Source organism: Mycobacterium sp. MMS18-G62, from assembly GCF_053877835.1.
Genome location: NZ_CM132662.1, coordinates 1,285,328 through 1,301,874, shown reverse-complemented (window position 1 = coordinate 1,301,874; position 16,547 = coordinate 1,285,328). Strand labels below are relative to the sequence as shown.

The following is a 16,547-nucleotide window of genomic DNA, read 5'->3' as shown; positions in this document are numbered from 1 at the left end:
AGCGCCTAGTGCGCTAGTGCGAGGCCGCCTAACGCGAGCATCCAGCTGGCGAAGCTGCCGACGAGGAAGTACTCCGTCACTTCGTCGATGCCGATGCCGCCGTTTTCACGGGCCTTCTGCGCATTGATTTCCGGGAATCGGATGATGCTCTTGGCGGCGACGACGGCGGTGGCCGTGGTGAGCTGACCGGCCAGGCCAAGCCCGAGAATCAGCAGCCGCTCCATCGGGCCGAGCAGCCGCCCGCCTTTGAGCTTGTCGGACGGCTGCGGCTCACCCGCGGGCTTGACAGCGCCGACCGAGCCAAGCACCAAGCGCACCAACTGGTTTCCGGTGACCAGTTGCAGCAACACGACCGCGACGACCATCAGCAGCCGGTCCGGCTCGACATCGATGTCCACCCAAGACGGCCAGCGCGCGACGAGTCCGGAGACGTGAGATCCCCAGCCCGACAAGATGATCAGCAGGCCGGCCGCGGCGCCGAACACCGCGAGCGGCGTCAGTTCACGCTGCCCGGACCGTTCCGCACGGGCACACAGCAGCACCCACCCGACGCTCGCGACCGCGGCGATCACGAGCAGCGCGATATCGCCGAGACGCCATAGTCCCGCTAGCACGGCGCAAACGACGACCACGACCGGCGCGACCGTGGCAGGAAGCCACACGCGATCGGTGCGTCGACGGAAGACGTCGGCCACACCGGTCGCGATCAACATCACGGCCAGCCCACTCACGGGACGCCCCGAAGGTATTGCGATGCCTGCACAATCAAATCCAAGCCGTCGCGGCCTGCGCGCTGCGACACCGCCGAGGCGCTGATGCCCTCGGCGGCCGCGATGTCCTTCTTGCTGTGGTTGTTCAACAGGCCCTTCAGTATTCGTATCGATCGGTCATCGAGTGATCCAATCAGATGGTCCCGACATATCAGGGCGGCGTTGATAGCGTCGACATCACGGCGGCTTTCGCCGTCGGCCCGAAACGCCGTGCGTACAAGCGCCAGCCCGGGTTGCCTCTGCGCCGACGCCGTCCACTCGATGGCCGCACGCGCCGCCCACCACCCCGGGCCGTCCTGAATGCCGGCAGCGGCGTCGAGCATCATCACCGCGCCCCAGCCGATGCCGAACCGGATGTCGACACCCGGCGCCATGGCCAGACTCAGCGCCAGCGCGGCATCGATCGCCTGGCCGACCGCCGGATAGCTGCCCTGAAATTCGTCGCCGACCGTGAAAGCGGGCGCGTCGATCGCATCGCCTGCTATTTCGCGCAGCGCCTTGTTCAACGCCTGGTGTTGCGCACGTCGGTCGGCAGTGCGACGGGACCCGACGATGTCGCCGATCAGCGTCGCCCGGGAGTGTGATGAAGCTTTAGTCTTCACTGCAGACATATGAAGAGTATAGCTTCATTAGCACCCACTTTAGCCATATGCTTTAGCAGGTAAGCGCCGGTCTGGGATAGGGAGTATTTCGGTGCCCGCCTTGCGGCGACAAAGTCGCCCAGAGAGAAGGGCACAACCGCGGTCGCGCGGCGTGGTCGAAATCGGGGCCGTAGAGCTGACCCAGCGGCGGGCGTGGCTGTCGTCTGACTACTACTGTTCGGTGCCCGCGTTGCGGCGACATTGTCGCCACTGACGACTCTGTCGCCGCTAGCTGGGCACTGACTATTCGACCAGCGCCGCCGCCGCCTGCAGGTGCTTGACGGCGTCGCTGACGATCGACTCGATCAGCTCCGCACATGACGGCAGATCGTCGAGGATTCCCGCGACCTGTCCCGACGCCAGCACGCCCGCGGCGGTGTTGCCTTCCACCAGCCCGGCCTTCAACAGCATCGGGGTGTTGGCCGCCATCACGACCTGCGACCACGTCAGTTCCTTGCCGTGCCGCATTTCCAGCCCGTCGCGGATCATCGACCGCCACGTCATGCCGGACATCTTCTTGAATTTCTGCGCATTGCGCACCGCCGCGGTGAAACCACGCAGCCGCGAACCGCTCTCGAGCTTCTCTACCAACCCCGTTCGCAGTACTCGGTGCGGCATCCCATCGACGCGCGTGGACACCACGGTGCCGTCCAGCCCCGCCTCCAGGTACCGCTTCTTGACCGTATCCGGCACCGTCGAATCCGACGTCAACAAAAACCGCGTGCCCATCGCGACGCCGGCAGCGCCATACGACAGTGCCGCCGCCAATCCGCGACCGTCGAAGAAACCGCCCGCCGCCACGACCGGGATGTCGACCGCATCGAGCACCGACGGCAGTAACAGCGTCGTGGCGATCGGGCCGGTGTGGCCGCCACCCTCGCCACCCTGCACGATCACCGCGTCGGCGCCCCAGCCGGCCACCTTCTTGGCGTGCTTGGCCAGGCCGACAGACGGAATCACCACCACGCCAGCCTCTTTCAGCCGCGCGATCAGCTCCGGTTTCGGCGCCAACGCAAACGACGCGACCTTGACGCCCTCGCGGATCAGTAGGTCGATGCGATCGTTGGCGTCGCCGGCGTCGGCGCGGATGTTGATGCCGAACGGCTTGTCGGTCGTGGACTTGACCTTGGTGACGGCGGTCTGCAATTCGTCCAGGGTCATCGTCGCCGAGGCCAGAATGCCCAGCCCGCCGGCGTTGGCCGTCGCCGCCACCAGCCGCGCACCCGCTACCCAGCCCATCCCGGTCTGCACCACCGGATGTTCGATGCCGACCAGTTCGGTCAGCGGTGTGCGCAGCCTGGTCATACTCGTACTTCCTTGTCCCGCAGTGACTTCGGGTCGATCACCTCGCGGATCAGCTTCAGCTCCTGCTCACTCGGCAGGCGGGTGTGCTCGGCCTTGTCCAGATCGTGCACCTCGAACGACGTGTTGTCCTGGACATCTTCGGGGGTGATACCCGGATGCAGCGACACCGCACGCATCTGGTGGTCCGGCCCATTGAAGTCGAAGACGCCGAGATTCGTCACGACGCGGTACACGTTGACGAACCGGTACGCAGGGTTGTCGGGATCCACCTTGTCCCAGCCGATGCCCGACACCACGTCGACCGAATCGCCGAACACTCGTTTGGAGTGGTTACCCACCCAATAACTCGTCGCGTGGTTGATCGTATTGCCAGGCGCGCCGCGCACGCCGAACATCTGCCGCGTGGGATGTTGCAGCGGTCCGAACGCCGACAGGTTCTGATTGCCGTAGCGGTCAATCTGGTTGGCGCCCATGACCACATGACGCCTGCCCCACGCCAGCGTCTCGAAAACCCGGCCGAACGGCATCCAGCCTTCGACCGCGCCAGGGGCGCCGATCGCCGGAGTGTCGGCGAGCAGCTGCGCCTCTCCGTCGGTCAACAGGATGTCGGGCGAGAAGGTCAGCCGCGCGAGCCGGGCCCCGATCGACACCATCGTCGCCATCGGGCTGACCATGATCTCGCCCGCGTCGCGGAACAATTCCGCGCAGGCGACCGCACACACCTCCGGACGGCTGACGGAAATCACTTGGACACCTCCGAAGCGAACTTGCGGACCGCTGCCTGGTAATCGGCCTCGCTCCCGGACAGATACGTCTGCACGAACTGCTGCCACGTCTCGTCGGAGCCGGCGGCCTCGGCGTAGTGGCGCTGGAACTTCTCGTCGCGGCCGTAATCGGGTGCGGCCGTGGTGAAGTGCGCGCCATTGGGTGCCTCGACGACGGAGTCCACCATCATCCGGTTGATCAGCAGCGCCTGCGGTGGCACCGCTTTGACCAGCTCGTCGGTCGGCACCACCTGTTCCACCGACAAGTAGCGTCGCTCGGCGGCCATCAAGTACAGATCGTCGAAGTACGGATCGATTCCGGTGTAGGCCGCATTGCCTTGCGCGTCACCGAGATTCATGTGCACAAACGCAGCGTCCAGTCGCAGAGCCGGCATCGCGACGAGCGTCTCGTAGCCGTCGCCGGTCGGGTAGGGCGACGTGACTGTCGAAAGCTCACCTTCCCAGAAATCGACGACCGAGCTGCCCAGCCCGGCGCGGATCGGCAGGAACGGCAGCCGCTGCGCCGCGGCCTGCAAGCCGCAGCGCAGCATGCCCTCGTCCATCTCACGCGCTTCGATCGCGCCGGACGTACGCGCCTTGGCGAACCACGGGTCGTAGAACGGCGGCGAATCCAGCGACACGAAGCCGTAATACACGCGCCGCACCTTGCCCGCCGAGCACAGCAGCCCGATATCCGGCCCGCCGTAGCTGACGACAGTCAGATCCTTGACGTCGGTGCGCAGCAGCGCCCGCACGAACGCCATGGGCTTGCGCCGCGAGCCCCAGCCGCCGATGCCGATGGTCATGCCGCTTTCGATCGCCGAGACGGCTTGATCGAGGGTGGTCCGCTTATCGCTCATGCGTTCTTGCCCTTAGTGGTACCGGCGAATGCGTCGCGATGCTCGTCGGCGACGCCGGCGAGATTCAGCTCGAAGGTAAAGCCTTGCTCCATGCGGTAACTCGAGTTGACCCGCTGCACGTCGATGAGGTTCAGCGCTTCCTTGGCCGCCCGGATCACCCGCGTGTCCTTCGCGGCGATATCGCGGGCCACCCGCAACGCCGCCTCGTCCAGCTCACCCCGCGGCACCACCTCATGCACCGAACCGAAGTGATGCAGCGTGGCCGCGTCGACGGTGGCGGCGGTGAAGAACAGCCGCCGCATCATGTGCTGCGGCACCAGCCGCGACAGGTGCGTCGCCGCACCGAGCGCGCCACGCTCGACTTCGGGCAGACCGAATGTCGCATCGTCGGAGGCGACGATGACGTCGGCGTTGCCGACCAACCCGATGCCGCCGCCGACGCAGAAGCCGTTGACCGCTGCGACGACGGGTACCGCGCATTCGTAGACCGCCCGGAAGGCAGCGAAGCATCCGCGGTTGGCGTCGATGAGTGCGGTGAAGCCCTCGGTGCGCTGCATCTCCTTGATGTCGACGCCGGCATTGAAGCCGCGGCCCTCCGCGCGAAGGATCACGACGTGGGTCGCGTAGTCCTCGCCGGCCTTGGTGATCGCCTCGGCGAGTTCGAACCAGCCTTGCGACGGGATGGCGTTGACCGGCGGATAGTCGACCGTTACCGAGACGATGCCCGGCTCGACTGTGGTGGAGGTAATGGTCATGGCACTTCCTGGGGACGGTAGGAAAGCAAGCACTTGCTTGGTACGCTAGCACAGTGACCGACGCCCCAGACATACACCTCGGACTCAAGGACAAGGTCGTTCTCGTGACGGGCGGCGTCCGCGGAGTCGGCGCCGGCATCAGCGCGGTGTTCGCCGACCAGGGGGCGACGGTGGTGACGTGTGCGCGGCGTCCCGTCGACGGACTGCCGTACGAGTTCCTGCCGTGCGACGTGCGCGACGACGACGCCGTAGCCGCAATGGTGGACGCCGTCGTCGACCGTCATGGGCGGATCGATGTGGTGGTGAACAACGCGGGTGGGTCGCCGTACGTGCTCACCGCGGACGCGTCGGCGAAGTTCAGCCGAAAGATCATCGAGCTCAACTTGTTTGGGCCGCTATCGGTCTCGCAGCACGCCAATGCCCACATGCAGAAGGCCAATGGCGGGTCGATCATCAACATCTCAAGCGTCAGCGGCCGCCGGCCCACACCTGGCACCGCGGCATACGGTGCAGCCAAGGCGGGTGTCGACAGCCTCACCAGCACGCTGGCCGTCGAATGGGCACCCAAGGTGCGGGTGAACTCGATTGTCGTGGGCATGGTCGAAACCGAACAGTCGGAATTGTTTTATGGCGACGCCGAGTCGATCGCGGCGATTTCGGCCAAGGTGCCACTTGGCCGATTGGCCAAACCTGGCGATATCGGCTGGGCCGCCGCATTTTTGGCATCAGAGGCGGCGTCCTACATCAGCGGCGCGACGTTAGAGGTACACGGCGGCGGCGAGCCGCCTCACTATCTGGACACAACGAACGCAATCAAGTAAGGGAGACGACAGCATGGGTTTGCTCGACGGCCGGGTGGTCATCGTGACGGGTGCGGGTGGCGGCATCGGGCGCGCGCACGCACTGGCGTTCGCGGCCGAAGGCGCCCGCGTGGTGGTCAACGACATCGGTGTAGGGCTCGACGGCTCGCCCGCCGGTGGTGGCAGCGCCGCGCAGGGCGTCGTCGACGAGATCACCGCCGCAGGGGGCGAAGCCGTTACCAGTGGCGCCAATGTGGCCGACTGGCAGCAAGCCGAAGGCCTGATCCAGACCGCGGTCGATGCGTTCGGCGGGCTGGACGTTCTCGTCAACAACGCAGGCATCGTCCGCGACCGGATGTTCGCCAACACCAGCGAGGAAGAGTTCGACGCCGTCGTCGCCGTCCACCTCAAGGGCCACTTCGCCACCATGCGGCACGCTGCCGCTTACTGGCGGGCCCAGTCCAAGGCGGGCAGCACCCCGGACGCCCGCATCATCAACACCAGCTCGGGTGCCGGCCTGCAAGGCAGTGTGGGACAGGCGAATTACAGCGCCGCCAAGGCCGGCATCGCCGCGTTGACGTTGGTCGCGGCGGCAGAAATGGGCCGTTACGGCGTGACCGTTAACGCCATCGCGCCGTCTGCACGCACGCGGATGACCGAGACCGTCTTCGCCGAGATGATGGCAACCCAGGACAAAGACTTTGACGCGATGGCGCCGGAAAACGTTTCGCCGCTGGTGGTTTGGCTCGGCAGCGTGGAGTCCAAGGATGTCACCGGCAAGGTGTTCGAGGTCGAGGGCGGGATCATCCGCGTCGCCGAGGGCTGGGCACACGGGCCGCAGGTCGACAAGTGCGCACGGTGGGATCCGGCCGAGCTCGGTCCGGTCGTCAACGATCTGCTCGGCAAGGCGCGTCCAGCCGTGCCTGTGTACGGGGCCTAAGCCGCAGCCTTCTCGTACTCAGATCTGTCTACTGTTGTAGCGGCTCGCAGACCACCAACGGGATGACCCGGTCGGTGGCTTCGCGATATCCCTTGTACGGCGGATAGATGCGGATCAGCGAAGGCCAGTAACGGTCGCGCTCGCGGTCGGTCGCATCCCGCGCGACCAGATCGAGGTGTTCGCCGCGAATCTGCACGGCCACCTTTGGATTCGCCTTGAGGTTGCGATACCAGCCGGGGTGCTCGGCGCGTCCGCCGAACGAGGCCGGAAGCACAACGCGGTCACCGTCACGCAGATACAGCGTGGGCGTGGTTCGCGATAGCCCGCTCTTGCGGCCGGTGGTGGTGATCAGCGCGGAGGGAAACCACAGCAGCTTGGCGCCCAATCGTCCGTTGGTGCGCTGGTAGACCCAGATGTGGGCACGCGCGAAGTACTTCAGCAACAGCGCGAGAAAGCGCGAGTTGCGGAACCATCGCCGTTGCGTCATAGCTGACAGTCTTGCCGTCTCGCGTCGGTCGCAAACTAACTCTTGAGGCGACGGCTGCCGCCGTGCCAATCCTCTTGTTTGCCAACCGATCCGGTGTCGACACCGAAACTGACCAGTTGCGGCCGTTCCCGGAGGCTGCGCTTGAGTTCCGCGAAACCGGGGAAGCTCGCGAGACCGATGACGTGGTCCCACAGTTCGACGGCCTCGTCGGGACTCGGCAGCCGGCTGATCACCGGGCCGAAGAACGCCGTGCCGTCGGGCGGCTGAAAGTGCAGGATCGGTGTGCCGACGTCGCGCCCCGTCAGCGCCAGCGCCTCCTCGGTTTCCGCGCGGATCTCGTCGTCGAGGCTCGTGTCATCGAGCGCGTCCGCCAGGTCGGCCGATAATCCGGCGTCGCGCAACAAGGGTTCAAGCATGTCCCGCGATCCTTGACCCGACGCCGACAGCGGATCAACGTCGCGAGAAGTGTCGAAGATACGGGTGCCGATCGTGTTGTAGAGCGGGCCGACAGCTTCGCGGCCGTGTTCCGTGCGCACCCGCGCGGCGACCCGGAGCAGGCGCAAGCCCGCGGTATGACCGGCTTCGTACTCGGGCGGGAAGTGCGACGCGTAGTCGATGTGCGCGTTGAGAATCCGCAGCGAGATGAACCGCCAGTCGACGCTGTAGTCGCGCTGTTCGGCGACCATACGAACCCACTTGCTCGTCATCCAGGCAAACGGGCATACGGGATCGAAGTAGAAGTTCAAGTCATACGGCGAGCTCACGGCTCGCAGACCACAAGCGGAATCACCCGATCGGTCCAGGATTGGTAGTCCTCGTAGGTCGGATACATCTGGACCAGCTGCGGCCAATACCGTTGCCGCTCTTCCTCATTGGCGTCACGGGCGATCAGGTCGAGGATCTCGCCCTTGATCTGCACCTGCACCTTGGGATTGGCCTTGAGATTGAGATACCACTGTGGGTTCTTGTCGCTGCCGCCCCGTGACGCGGCCGCCACGACGCGATCGCCGTCGCGCAGGAAGTAGAGCGGGCTGACCCGCGGCTCGCCGCTCTTGCGCCCTGTCGTCGTCAGCAGCGCGACGGGAATGTTCTGAAACGTGCTTCCGAGGCCTTGGCCGTTGTTGCGCTTGTAGAAGAACGTGTTGATTCGCGACATCCACTTGATGGCGAAGTCGCCCATGGCACTGTCCATGTACTTCGGACGTGATTTCGGCATGAGCCGATCCTATGACTTGGTCACGAAGGGGCGAATGGTTGCGCGGATGTGGTGAATCTGGCCGTCGTCGGCGGGAATGAGGAACATCTCGTCGATGTGGGCACCGACACGGCGCCCTGCGAGCGAGGGTTTGGTGAACAGATCGAATCGAGCCCGCACCGAATCGCCGTCGACGGTGAATTCGGGAACCCCTGTGTCGCGGATAACCCGATACTGCAGTCCGCGATTCAGGCTGCGGCGCAGGTGATTTCCCGAGAAGCCGGTTTTCAGGCCTACTTCGATGCGGGTGCAGCCGGGCGCGAACGGCACCTTGTCGGCGTCGTGGCTCACTAGTGCATCGATGTAGGCCTGCGCGGCCGCGATGCGTTCGGCGTCCGAAGCGGGCACTAGATCCGCTCGATGATCGTGCCGGTCGACAACGCGCCGCCGGCGCACATCGTGATCAGCGCGGTGGTCTGATCGGTGCGCTCCAGCTCGTGGAGCGCGGTGGTGATCAGCCTGCTGCCGGTGCTTCCAACGGGGTGACCCAGGGCGATCGCGCCGCCGTTGACGTTGACACGTTCCATGTCGGGTTCGTGCACGCGGGCCCATGACAGCACGACCGACGCGAAGGCCTCGTTGATCTCGACGATGTCGATGTCGCCCATCTTCATGCCGGCCTTCTCGAGCACCTTCGCCGTCGACTGCACCGGTCCGTCGAGGTGGTAGTACGGCTCAGCACCGACCAGCGCCTGGCTGATGATCCGAGCCCGCGGCCGCAGACCCAGCGCGCGTGCCTTGTCTTCGTCCATCCACAGCACCGCGGCCGCACCGTCGGAAATCTGCGACGACGTGCCGGCCGTGTGGATTCCGCCCTCGATCACCGGCTTCAGCGATGCCAGGGTTTCGAGCGTCGTGTCGCGAAGGCCCTGGTCGCGGGTGACGGGGGCACGCTCGGACGTCGGCTGCTTGTTCTCGTCGAGGACCGGCGCCACGATCGGGCTGATCTCCCTGTCGAAGCGGCCCTCGGCCCACGCCTGCTTGGCTTTGGCCTGCGACTCGAAGCCGAACTGGTCGATGTCCTCGCGGGTGATGCCGCGCCGCTTGGCGATCCGCTCGGCCGCGGTGAACTGGTCGGGCAGGTCGATGTCCCACGACGCGGGCCGCAGGATGCCGCGATCGGGACCTGCGTTGGCGCCGAGCCCGACGCGGCTCATCGCCTCGATGCCGCAGGCGATGCCGATGTCGATGGCACCCGCCGCGATGAGCCCGGCGATCAGCCCGTTGGCCTGCTGGCTGCTGCCACACTGGCAGTCCACCGTCGCCGCTCCGACATGCTCCGGCAGCCCGGCGACCAGCCAGCTCACTCGGGTGATGTTGTTGGACTGCTCGCCGAACTGCGTCACGCAGCCGCCGATGACCTGCTCGACGTCGCCGGCGTCGATGCCGGCCTTCTCGACGAGTGCCTTCTGTGTGGCGCCTAGCAACTCGGTCGCATGTAGGCCGGACAACCACCCATTTCGCTTGCCGATCGGGCTGCGGGTGGCTTCAACGATGACAGGGTTACCCATTCCGCCAGGCTAGAACACGTTTCATTACTCTGACAAGCGCCGTCACCAGCACGCCTTTTATCTGCGGTAGGAGCATGTTTTACTGGCACTAGAACACGTTGCAATTGAGGAGCGCGCACCTATGTCAACCCCCGATATCCCGGCCGACTTCGACTTCCTCGATCCCGAAGTCAACCTGAAGGGGTTACCGGTCGAGCAGCTGGCGGCGCTGCGCAAGTCCGAGCCGGTCCACTGGGTCGACGTGCCGGGCGGAACCGGTGGTTTCGGCGACAAGGGCTACTGGCTGGTGACCAAGCACGCCGACGTCAAAGAGGTGTCGAAGCGCAACGACATCTTCGGCAGCTCGCCGGACGGCGCCATCCCGGTGTGGCCGCAGGCCATGACGCGCGACGCCATCGACTTGCAGCGCAATGTTCTGCTCAACATGGACGCACCCCAGCACACGCGCCTTCGCAAGATCATCTCCCGTGGTTTCACCCCTCGCGCCGTCGGGCGGCTGGAGGAGGAGTTGCGGCTCCGTGCACAGAAGATTGCCGAGACAGCCGCATCGCAAGAGTCGGGCGACTTCGTCGAGCAGGTTTCCTGCGAGCTGCCGCTTCAGGCCATCGCCGGTCTGCTCGGCGTGCCGCAGGACGACCGCGACAAGCTCTTCCGCTGGTCCAACGAGATGACCGCCGGTGAGGACCCGGAGTACGCCCACATCGACCCGGCCATGTCGTCGGTGGAGCTCATTCAGTACGCCATGCAGATGGCCGAGGAGCGGGCGAAGAACCCCACCGACGACATCGTCACGCAGCTGATCGAAGCCGACATCGAGGGCGAGAAGCTTTCCGACGACGAGTTCGGGTTCTTCGTCGTGATGCTGGCGGTGGCCGGCAACGAGACGACCCGTAACTCCATCACCCACGGCATGGTCGCGTTCTCTCAGAATCCCGATCAGTGGGAGCTTTACAAGAAGGAACGTCCCGAGACCGCGGCTGACGAGATCGTCCGCTGGGCCACGCCGGTGTCGGCGTTCCAGCGCACTGCGCTCGAGGATGTCGAGTTGGGCGGCGCACAGATCAAGAAGGGTCAGCGGGTGGTGATGTCCTACCGGTCGGCCAACTTCGACGAAGACGTATTCGAGGATCCGCACTCGTTCAACATCCTGCGCAACCCCAATCCGCACGTCGGCTTCGGTGGCACCGGCGCCCACTACTGCATCGGCGCCAACCTCGCCAAGATGACCATCAACCTGATCTTCAACGCGATCGCCGACAACATGCCCGACCTCAAGCCGATCAGTGAGCCGGAGCGGCTGAAATCGGGTTGGCTGAACGGCATCAAACACTGGCAGGTGGACTACACCGGTAAGTGCCCCGTCGCTCACTGATCGCTCAAGACTCAAGGAGGAGTCGGGTGGATTTCAGTCCAAACCCGGAGCAGCAAGCCGTTGCCGATGTCGTTACCTCGGTGCTGGATCGGGACAACAGCTGGGATGCGTTGGTCGCAGGAGGTGTCACGGCGCTGGCGGCGCCGGAGCGCCTCGGCGGCGACGGCCTTGGCCTGGCGGAGATCGCGACGGCGCTGACCGAAATCGGCAGGCACGGCACAGTCAGCCCCGCTCTCGCCACCCTAGGTCTTGGTACAGCCGTACTGGTGGACCTGGCCTCCGACGCGCAGCAGGACCGTTATCTGGCTGGAGTCGCAAAAGGTTCCGTGGTGACGGCCGCCCTCAATGAACAAGGCGCCCCACTGCCGGACCGGCCCGCGACGACGTTCGCCAACGGAAAGCTCAACGGGACGAAAGTCTTTGTGCCGTATGCCGAGCAGGCGGAGTGGATCGTCGTGACCGCGGATAGCGCCGTCGTGGTGGTTTCCCCGAAGGCCGAGGGGGTGGCGCTGACCAAGACGCCCACCTCCAACAGCGGTGACGAACACACGGTGACGTTCACCGACGCCGAAGTGGATGGGGTGCTGGAGGGCGCGAGCCCCCACCGCGTGAATCAGTTGGCGTTGGCCGCGATTGGCGCATATGCCTCAGGCCTTGTCGCCGGCGCGTTGAGACTGACTGCCGACTATGTCGCGAATCGGCATCAGTTCGGCAAGCCGCTGTCGACGTTCCAGACCGTCGCCGCGCAGCTGGCCGAGGTCTACATCGCTTCGCGCACACTGACATTGGCGGCGACGTCCGTGGTGTGGCGGCTTTCCGAGGGGCGCGACGCGGACGACGACCTCGACGTCCTCGGTTACTGGCTGGCATCACAGGCGCCGCCGGTGATGCAGATCTGCCACCACTTGCACGGTGGCATGGGCATGGACATCGACTACCCGATGGACCGCTACTACTCCACCATCAAGGACCTGACCAGGCTGGTGGGCGGGCCGTCGCATCGTCTCGACCTGGTGGGAGCGCAATGTTCGTCGAACTGACCCCTGAGCAGCGGCAGCTGCAGGCCGAACTGCGGCAATACTTTTCGAACCTCATCTCCGGAGAGGAATACAAGGAGATGGAGGCCGATCGGCACGGCAAGGCCTACCGCGCGGTGATAAAGCGGATGGGTTCTGACGGCAAGCTCGGCGTCGGCTGGCCCAAGGAGTTCGGCGGCCTTGGTTACGGCCCGATCGAACAGTCGATCTTCGTCAACGAGGCTCACCGCGCTGACGTGCCCTTGCCCGCCGTTACCTTGCAAACTGTCGGACCGACATTGCAAGTGTTCGGCAGCGACGCGCAGAAGAAGAAGTTCCTGCCGGCGATCCTGGCTGGCGACGTGCATTTCGCCATCGGCTACACCGAGCCCGAGGCCGGTACGGACCTCGCGTCGTTGCGGACCACCGCGGTCCGGCAGGGCGACGAGTACATCGTCAACGGGCAGAAGGTCTTCACCACCGGAGGACATGACGCCGACTACGTCTGGCTGGCGTGCCGCACCGATCCGGAAGCGGTGAAGCACAAGGGCATTTCGATTCTCATCGTCGACACGAAGGATCCCGGCTACTCCTGGACGCCGATGATCCTGTCCGACGGCGCGCACCACACGAATGCCACGTACTACAGCGACGTCCGCGTCCCCGCCGACATGCTTGTCGGTGAGGAGAACGGCGGCTGGCGCCTGATCACCACTCAGCTCAACAACGAGCGCGTGATGTTGGGCCCCGCAGGCCGTTTCGCCGCGCTGTACGACCGGATCCATGCCTGGGCATCGAAGCCGGGTGGCAACGGTGACATCCCGCTGGACCACGACGACGTCAAGCGCTCGCTTGGTGAACTCAAGGCCATGTGGCGGATCAACGAACTGCTCAACTGGCAAGTTGCGGCGTCGGGCGAAACCATTGACGTCGCCGACGCGGCCGCGACCAAAGTGTTTGGTACCGAACGGATCCAGTACGCGGGTCGGTTGGCGGAAGAGATCGTCGGAAAGTACGGTAACCCGGCCGAAGCAGACACCGCCGAGCTGCTGAAGTGGCTGGACAGTCAAACCAAGCGGAATCTGGTGATCACGTTCGGCGGCGGTGTGAACGAGGTGATGCGAGAAATGATTGCTGCGTCAGGCCTCAAGGTGCCGAGGGTGCCGCGGTGAGCGCCGTCGACGATATCCGGGCGGCCGCCGAAAGGGTCAAGGCCGAAGGCAAGAGCAAGCCGCGGGTCGGTCGGCACCCGGTGAATCAGCCGATGATCGACCACTGGCTCGACGCGATGGGCGACAAGAATCCGATCTACGTTGAGGACGCCGCCGCCAAGGCCGCCGGTCATCCCGGTACCGTCGCGCCGCCGGCGATGATCCAGGTGTGGACGATGATGGGTCTCGGCGGCGTCCGGCCGGACGACGACCCCCTGGGGAAAATTCTCCAGTTGTTCGACGACGCAGGCTATATCGGCGTGGTCGCCACCAACTGCGAGCAGACCTATCACCGATATCTGCGGCCAGGCGAGGAGGTCAGTGTCGCGGCTGAGCTGACCGACGTCGTCGGTCCCAAGCGGACCGCGCTGGGCGAAGGCTTCTTCATCACCCAGAAGATCACCTGGCAGGTCGGAGACGAGGACGTCGCCGAAATGATGTGGCGCATCATGAAGTTCAAACCGGCCGACAGCGAAGCGGGCACGCAAGTGCCCGACGATCTCGATGCGGACTCCATGATGCGGCCGGCGTCGTCGCGGGACACAAAGTTCTTCTGGGACGGCGTCAACGCGCACGAGCTGCGCATCCAGAAGCGGCCCGACGGCAGTTTGCAGCATCCGCCGGTGCCCGCGATCTGGCAGGACAAAGGCGCGCCGATCGAGTACGTCGTGGCCAGTGGCAAGGGCACGGTGTTCAGCTTCGTCGTGCATCACGCCCCGAAGGTGCCGGGTCGCAGCCTGCCTTTCGTCATCGCTCTCGTCGAACTCGAAGAGGGAGTGCGGATGCTCGGTGAGCTCCGCAACGTGGACCCGGCCAAGGTGGAGATCGGAATGCCCGTTCGCACAACGTATATCGACTTTCCCGAAGGCGATTCGGGTCCGGCGTGGACGCTGTACGCGTGGGAGCCGGACCTGTGAGCGCGCCAGCCATCGAGGTGGGCACCAAGCTGCCCGAACTTTCCCTGTATGGCGACCCGACGTTCATCGTTTCGACCGCGATCGCTACGCGTGACTATCAGGACGTCCACCACGACCGCGATAAGGCGCAGGCCAAGGGGTCGAAAGACATCTTCGTCAACATCCTGACCGACACGGGCCTGGTACAGCGCTACATCACCGACTGGGCCGGACCCAGCGCGATCATCAAGTCGATATCTCTGCGGCTCGGTGTGCCGTGGTACGCCTACGACACCGTCACGTTCAGGGGTGAAGTGACTGCCATCGAGGATGGTGTGATCACGCTGAAAGTCGTTGGCAGCAACAGCCTAGGCGACCACGTCATCGCCACCGCAACGTTGACCATCGGAGGAAACGCCTGATGCCCGGTGACCTTTCCGGAAAGGCGGCGATCGTCGGCATCGGCGCTACCGACTTCTCGAAGAACTCCGGTCGTAGTGAGCTTCGGCTGGCCACCGAGGCAGTGCTGGACGCGTTAGGCGACGCCGGACTCACCCCGGCTGACGTCGACGGCATGGTGACGTTCACGATGGACTCGAACACCGAGGTCGCCATCGCTCGCGCCGCCGGCATCGGCGAATTGAAGTTCTTCTCCAAGATTCATCACGGTGGCGGCGCCGCCTGCGCCACCGTCCAGCAGGCCGCGATCGCGGTAGCGACTGGTGTGGCGGATTGTGTTGTCGCGTACCGGGCTTTCAACGAACGCTCGGGAACGCGATTCGGTCAGGTGCAGATGCGGTTGGTGGAAAACGCCGATTCGACGGGTGTGGACAACTCGTTCTCGTATCCGCATGGCCTGTCGACGCCGGCGGCGCAGGTGGCGATGATCGCCAGGCGCTACATGCATTTGTCCGGTGCGACGAGCAAGGACTTCGGTGTGGTTTCGGTTGCCGATCGCAAGCACGCGGCCAAGAACCCGAAGGCGTACTTCTACGAGAAGCCGATCACCATTGAGGACCACCAGAATTCGCGGTGGATCGCCGATCCGCTGCGGCTGCTCGACTGCTGCCAGGAGACCGACGGCGGCGTGGCGTTGGTGGTGACGTCGGCAGAACGGGCCAAGGATCTCAAGCACCGGCCAGCGATCGTCGAGGCCGCGTCACAGGGCTCGAGCCCGGATCAGTACTCGATGGTCAGCTACTACCGACCGGAGCTGGGTCTGCCCGAAATGGGCTTGGTCGGTAGGCAGCTCTGGGAGCAGTCGGGGCTGAAGCCGACCGATATTCAGACAGCTATTCTCTATGACCACTTCACCCCCTTCACGCTGATCCAGTTGGAGGAGTTGGGGTTCTGCGGCCAAGGTGAGGCCAAAGACTATATCGCCGACGGTGCGATCGAGATCGGCGGCAGACTGCCGATCAATACGCATGGTGGTCAATTGGGCGAGGCGTACATCCACGGCATGAACGGCATCGCAGAAGGCGTACGCCAGCTGCGCGGGACCTCGGTCAATCAGGTCGACAACGTCGAACACGTACTCGTCACCGCCGGCACCGGGGTTCCGACCTCCGGCCTCATTCTCGGCTGATTGCGGTCCTTTCAGCAACGGCCTGAGATCTTTTGTCATATTTGCCGTGACAGTTGCTGGATGCCTCTCCGAAGGATGCTTCGGATTTCGTAGATAATTGACGCATGCGATATCGCTGGCGGCGATAGAAAGCAGCGATTCAAATATTTGTGCCGCCGAAAACAAAAATGATTGCACGCGCAAAAGCGATCTTGAACTGCATTTATGTCTGAGCTCCTACATCGTGGCATCGGCCTCGAGAATCGACTGAGGCTACCCACAAGCTGGTGCGAGATCCGTAGCAAAAGTACCGAATACGTCAATTTCCGCTATCTTTGATAGTCGAATGGAATTCGCTCAACCATCCGTTCCCTCCCTTGACAGTACTTTTAGCAAA

Annotated in this window: 19 protein-coding genes; 8 read left to right on the top strand and 11 right to left on the bottom strand. The window is 64.5% G+C overall.

Features of this window, described 5'->3' with window-relative positions; translation table 11 throughout:
- Positions 1-5 precede the first annotated feature (5 nt).
- From ACWW36_RS06455 to echA20, 6 genes are all read right to left on the bottom strand, one after another.
- Positions 6-731, bottom strand: a complete 726-nt coding sequence (locus tag ACWW36_RS06455) for a hypothetical protein (protein WP_456140761.1) — start codon at positions 729-731, stop codon at positions 6-8.
- On the bottom strand, positions 728-1,381 hold the full coding sequence (locus tag ACWW36_RS06450) for a SatD family protein (protein ID WP_456140760.1): 654 nt from the start codon (positions 1,379-1,381) through the stop codon (positions 728-730). The genes ACWW36_RS06455 and ACWW36_RS06450 overlap by 4 nt, the downstream gene beginning before the upstream one ends.
- Positions 1,382-1,654: 273 nt before the next feature.
- Positions 1,655-2,716, bottom strand: coding sequence for a (3aS,4S,5R,7aS)-5-hydroxy-7a-methyl-1-oxo-octahydro-1H-indene-4-carboxyl-CoA dehydrogenase (gene ipdC / locus ACWW36_RS06445; protein WP_456140759.1), 1,062 nt, complete (start codon positions 2,714-2,716; stop codon positions 1,655-1,657).
- Positions 2,713-3,462: a cholesterol ring-cleaving hydrolase subunit IpdB gene (ipdB, locus tag ACWW36_RS06440; RefSeq protein WP_456140758.1), complete on the bottom strand. Its 750-nt coding sequence runs from the start codon at positions 3,460-3,462 to the stop codon at positions 2,713-2,715. Before ipdB ends, ipdC begins: the two co-directional genes overlap by 4 nt.
- The gene (gene ipdA / locus ACWW36_RS06435) at positions 3,459-4,340 is read right to left on the bottom strand and encodes a cholesterol ring-cleaving hydrolase subunit IpdA (protein ID WP_456140757.1); all 882 of its coding nucleotides are present in this window, start codon (positions 4,338-4,340) and stop codon (positions 3,459-3,461) included. Before ipdA ends, ipdB begins: the two co-directional genes overlap by 4 nt.
- Positions 4,337-5,095 (bottom strand): (7aS)-7a-methyl-1,5-dioxo-2,3,5,6,7,7a-hexahydro-1H-indene-carboxyl-CoA hydrolase, encoded by a 759-nt coding sequence (echA20, locus tag ACWW36_RS06430; RefSeq protein ID WP_456140756.1) that lies wholly within the window; start codon positions 5,093-5,095, stop codon positions 4,337-4,339. Before echA20 ends, ipdA begins: the two co-directional genes overlap by 4 nt.
- Positions 5,096-5,148: 53 nt before the next feature.
- Here echA20 and ACWW36_RS06425 point away from each other — a divergent pair, with 53 nt between their 5' ends.
- Together ACWW36_RS06425 and ACWW36_RS06420 are read left to right on the top strand one after the other, a co-directional pair.
- On the top strand, positions 5,149-5,916 hold the full coding sequence (locus ACWW36_RS06425) for an SDR family oxidoreductase (RefSeq protein ID WP_456140755.1): 768 nt from the start codon (positions 5,149-5,151) through the stop codon (positions 5,914-5,916).
- 13 nt (positions 5,917-5,929) lie between these two features.
- Positions 5,930-6,835, top strand: coding sequence for an SDR family oxidoreductase (locus tag ACWW36_RS06420; RefSeq protein ID WP_456140754.1), 906 nt, complete (start codon positions 5,930-5,932; stop codon positions 6,833-6,835).
- A gap of 28 nt (positions 6,836-6,863) precedes the next feature.
- Here the strand turns inward: ACWW36_RS06420 and ACWW36_RS06415 are convergent, their stop codons facing one another.
- The 5 genes from ACWW36_RS06415 to ACWW36_RS06395 are packed head-to-tail and all read right to left on the bottom strand — an operon-like array spanning position 6,864 to position 10,088.
- Positions 6,864-7,322, bottom strand: a complete 459-nt coding sequence (locus ACWW36_RS06415) for a nitroreductase family deazaflavin-dependent oxidoreductase (protein WP_456140753.1) — start codon at positions 7,320-7,322, stop codon at positions 6,864-6,866.
- Between the two features lie 35 nt (positions 7,323-7,357).
- Positions 7,358-8,029, bottom strand: a complete 672-nt coding sequence (locus tag ACWW36_RS06410) for a mycothiol-dependent nitroreductase Rv2466c family protein (protein ID WP_456142381.1) — start codon at positions 8,027-8,029, stop codon at positions 7,358-7,360.
- Positions 8,030-8,082: 53 nt separating this feature from the next.
- Positions 8,083-8,538: a nitroreductase family deazaflavin-dependent oxidoreductase gene (locus ACWW36_RS06405; RefSeq protein WP_456140752.1), complete on the bottom strand. Its 456-nt coding sequence runs from the start codon at positions 8,536-8,538 to the stop codon at positions 8,083-8,085.
- 9 nt (positions 8,539-8,547) lie between these two features.
- Entirely contained in the window at positions 8,548-8,925 is a 378-nt protein-coding gene (locus tag ACWW36_RS06400) for a hypothetical protein (protein WP_456140751.1), read from the bottom strand.
- Positions 8,925-10,088: a steroid 3-ketoacyl-CoA thiolase gene (locus ACWW36_RS06395; protein WP_456140750.1), complete on the bottom strand. Its 1,164-nt coding sequence runs from the start codon at positions 10,086-10,088 to the stop codon at positions 8,925-8,927. Before ACWW36_RS06395 ends, ACWW36_RS06400 begins: the two co-directional genes overlap by 1 nt.
- A 121-nt stretch (positions 10,089-10,209) precedes the next feature.
- On the opposite strand from ACWW36_RS06395, the gene ACWW36_RS06390 reads away from it, so the two are divergent.
- The 6 genes from ACWW36_RS06390 to ACWW36_RS06365 are packed head-to-tail and all read left to right on the top strand — an operon-like array spanning position 10,210 to position 16,171.
- On the top strand, positions 10,210-11,460 hold the full coding sequence (locus ACWW36_RS06390) for a cytochrome P450 (protein WP_456140749.1): 1,251 nt from the start codon (positions 10,210-10,212) through the stop codon (positions 11,458-11,460).
- A 26-nt stretch (positions 11,461-11,486) separates the two neighbouring features.
- Entirely contained in the window at positions 11,487-12,500 is a 1,014-nt protein-coding gene (locus ACWW36_RS06385; protein WP_456140748.1) for an acyl-CoA dehydrogenase family protein, read from the top strand.
- A complete protein-coding gene (fadE29, locus tag ACWW36_RS06380; protein ID WP_456140747.1) occupies positions 12,485-13,648 on the top strand; it encodes an acyl-CoA dehydrogenase FadE29 in 1,164 nt (387 codons plus the stop codon). The genes ACWW36_RS06385 and fadE29 overlap by 16 nt, the downstream gene beginning before the upstream one ends.
- Entirely contained in the window at positions 13,645-14,604 is a 960-nt protein-coding gene (locus tag ACWW36_RS06375) for a bifunctional MaoC family dehydratase N-terminal/OB-fold nucleic acid binding domain-containing protein (protein ID WP_456140746.1), read from the top strand. Before fadE29 ends, ACWW36_RS06375 begins: the two co-directional genes overlap by 4 nt.
- On the top strand, positions 14,601-15,005 hold the full coding sequence (locus ACWW36_RS06370; RefSeq protein ID WP_456140745.1) for a MaoC family dehydratase: 405 nt from the start codon (positions 14,601-14,603) through the stop codon (positions 15,003-15,005). The genes ACWW36_RS06375 and ACWW36_RS06370 overlap by 4 nt, the downstream gene beginning before the upstream one ends.
- Positions 15,005-16,171, top strand: a complete 1,167-nt coding sequence (locus ACWW36_RS06365) for a lipid-transfer protein (protein WP_456140744.1) — start codon at positions 15,005-15,007, stop codon at positions 16,169-16,171. Before ACWW36_RS06370 ends, ACWW36_RS06365 begins: the two co-directional genes overlap by 1 nt.
- Positions 16,172-16,547 lie beyond the last annotated feature (376 nt).

Bases quoted from the DNA above. Each gene is read 5' to 3' on its own strand.
- fadE29 (WP_456140747.1), top strand. From the start codon at position 12,485: ATGTTCGTCGAACTGACCCCTGAGCAGCGGCAGCTGCAGGCCGAACTG.
- ACWW36_RS06420 (WP_456140754.1), top strand. From the start codon at position 5,930: ATGGGTTTGCTCGACGGCCGGGTGGTCATCGTGACGGGTGCGGGTGGC.
- echA20 (WP_456140756.1), bottom strand. From the start codon at position 5,095: ATGACCATTACCTCCACCACAGTCGAGCCGGGCATCGTCTCGGTAACG.
- ipdC (WP_456140759.1), bottom strand. From the start codon at position 2,716: ATGACCAGGCTGCGCACACCGCTGACCGAACTGGTCGGCATCGAACAT.
- ACWW36_RS06450 (WP_456140760.1), bottom strand. From the start codon at position 1,381: ATGTCTGCAGTGAAGACTAAAGCTTCATCACACTCCCGGGCGACGCTG.
- ACWW36_RS06405 (WP_456140752.1), bottom strand. From the start codon at position 8,538: ATGCCGAAATCACGTCCGAAGTACATGGACAGTGCCATGGGCGACTTC.
- ACWW36_RS06390 (WP_456140749.1), top strand. From the start codon at position 10,210: ATGTCAACCCCCGATATCCCGGCCGACTTCGACTTCCTCGATCCCGAA.
- ACWW36_RS06415 (WP_456140753.1), bottom strand. From the start codon at position 7,322: ATGACGCAACGGCGATGGTTCCGCAACTCGCGCTTTCTCGCGCTGTTG.
- ACWW36_RS06410 (WP_456142381.1), bottom strand. From the start codon at position 8,029: ATGACGAGCAAGTGGGTTCGTATGGTCGCCGAACAGCGCGACTACAGC.
- ACWW36_RS06365 (WP_456140744.1), top strand. From the start codon at position 15,005: ATGCCCGGTGACCTTTCCGGAAAGGCGGCGATCGTCGGCATCGGCGCT.
- ACWW36_RS06395 (WP_456140750.1), bottom strand. From the start codon at position 10,088: ATGGGTAACCCTGTCATCGTTGAAGCCACCCGCAGCCCGATCGGCAAG.
- ipdA (WP_456140757.1), bottom strand. From the start codon at position 4,340: ATGAGCGATAAGCGGACCACCCTCGATCAAGCCGTCTCGGCGATCGAA.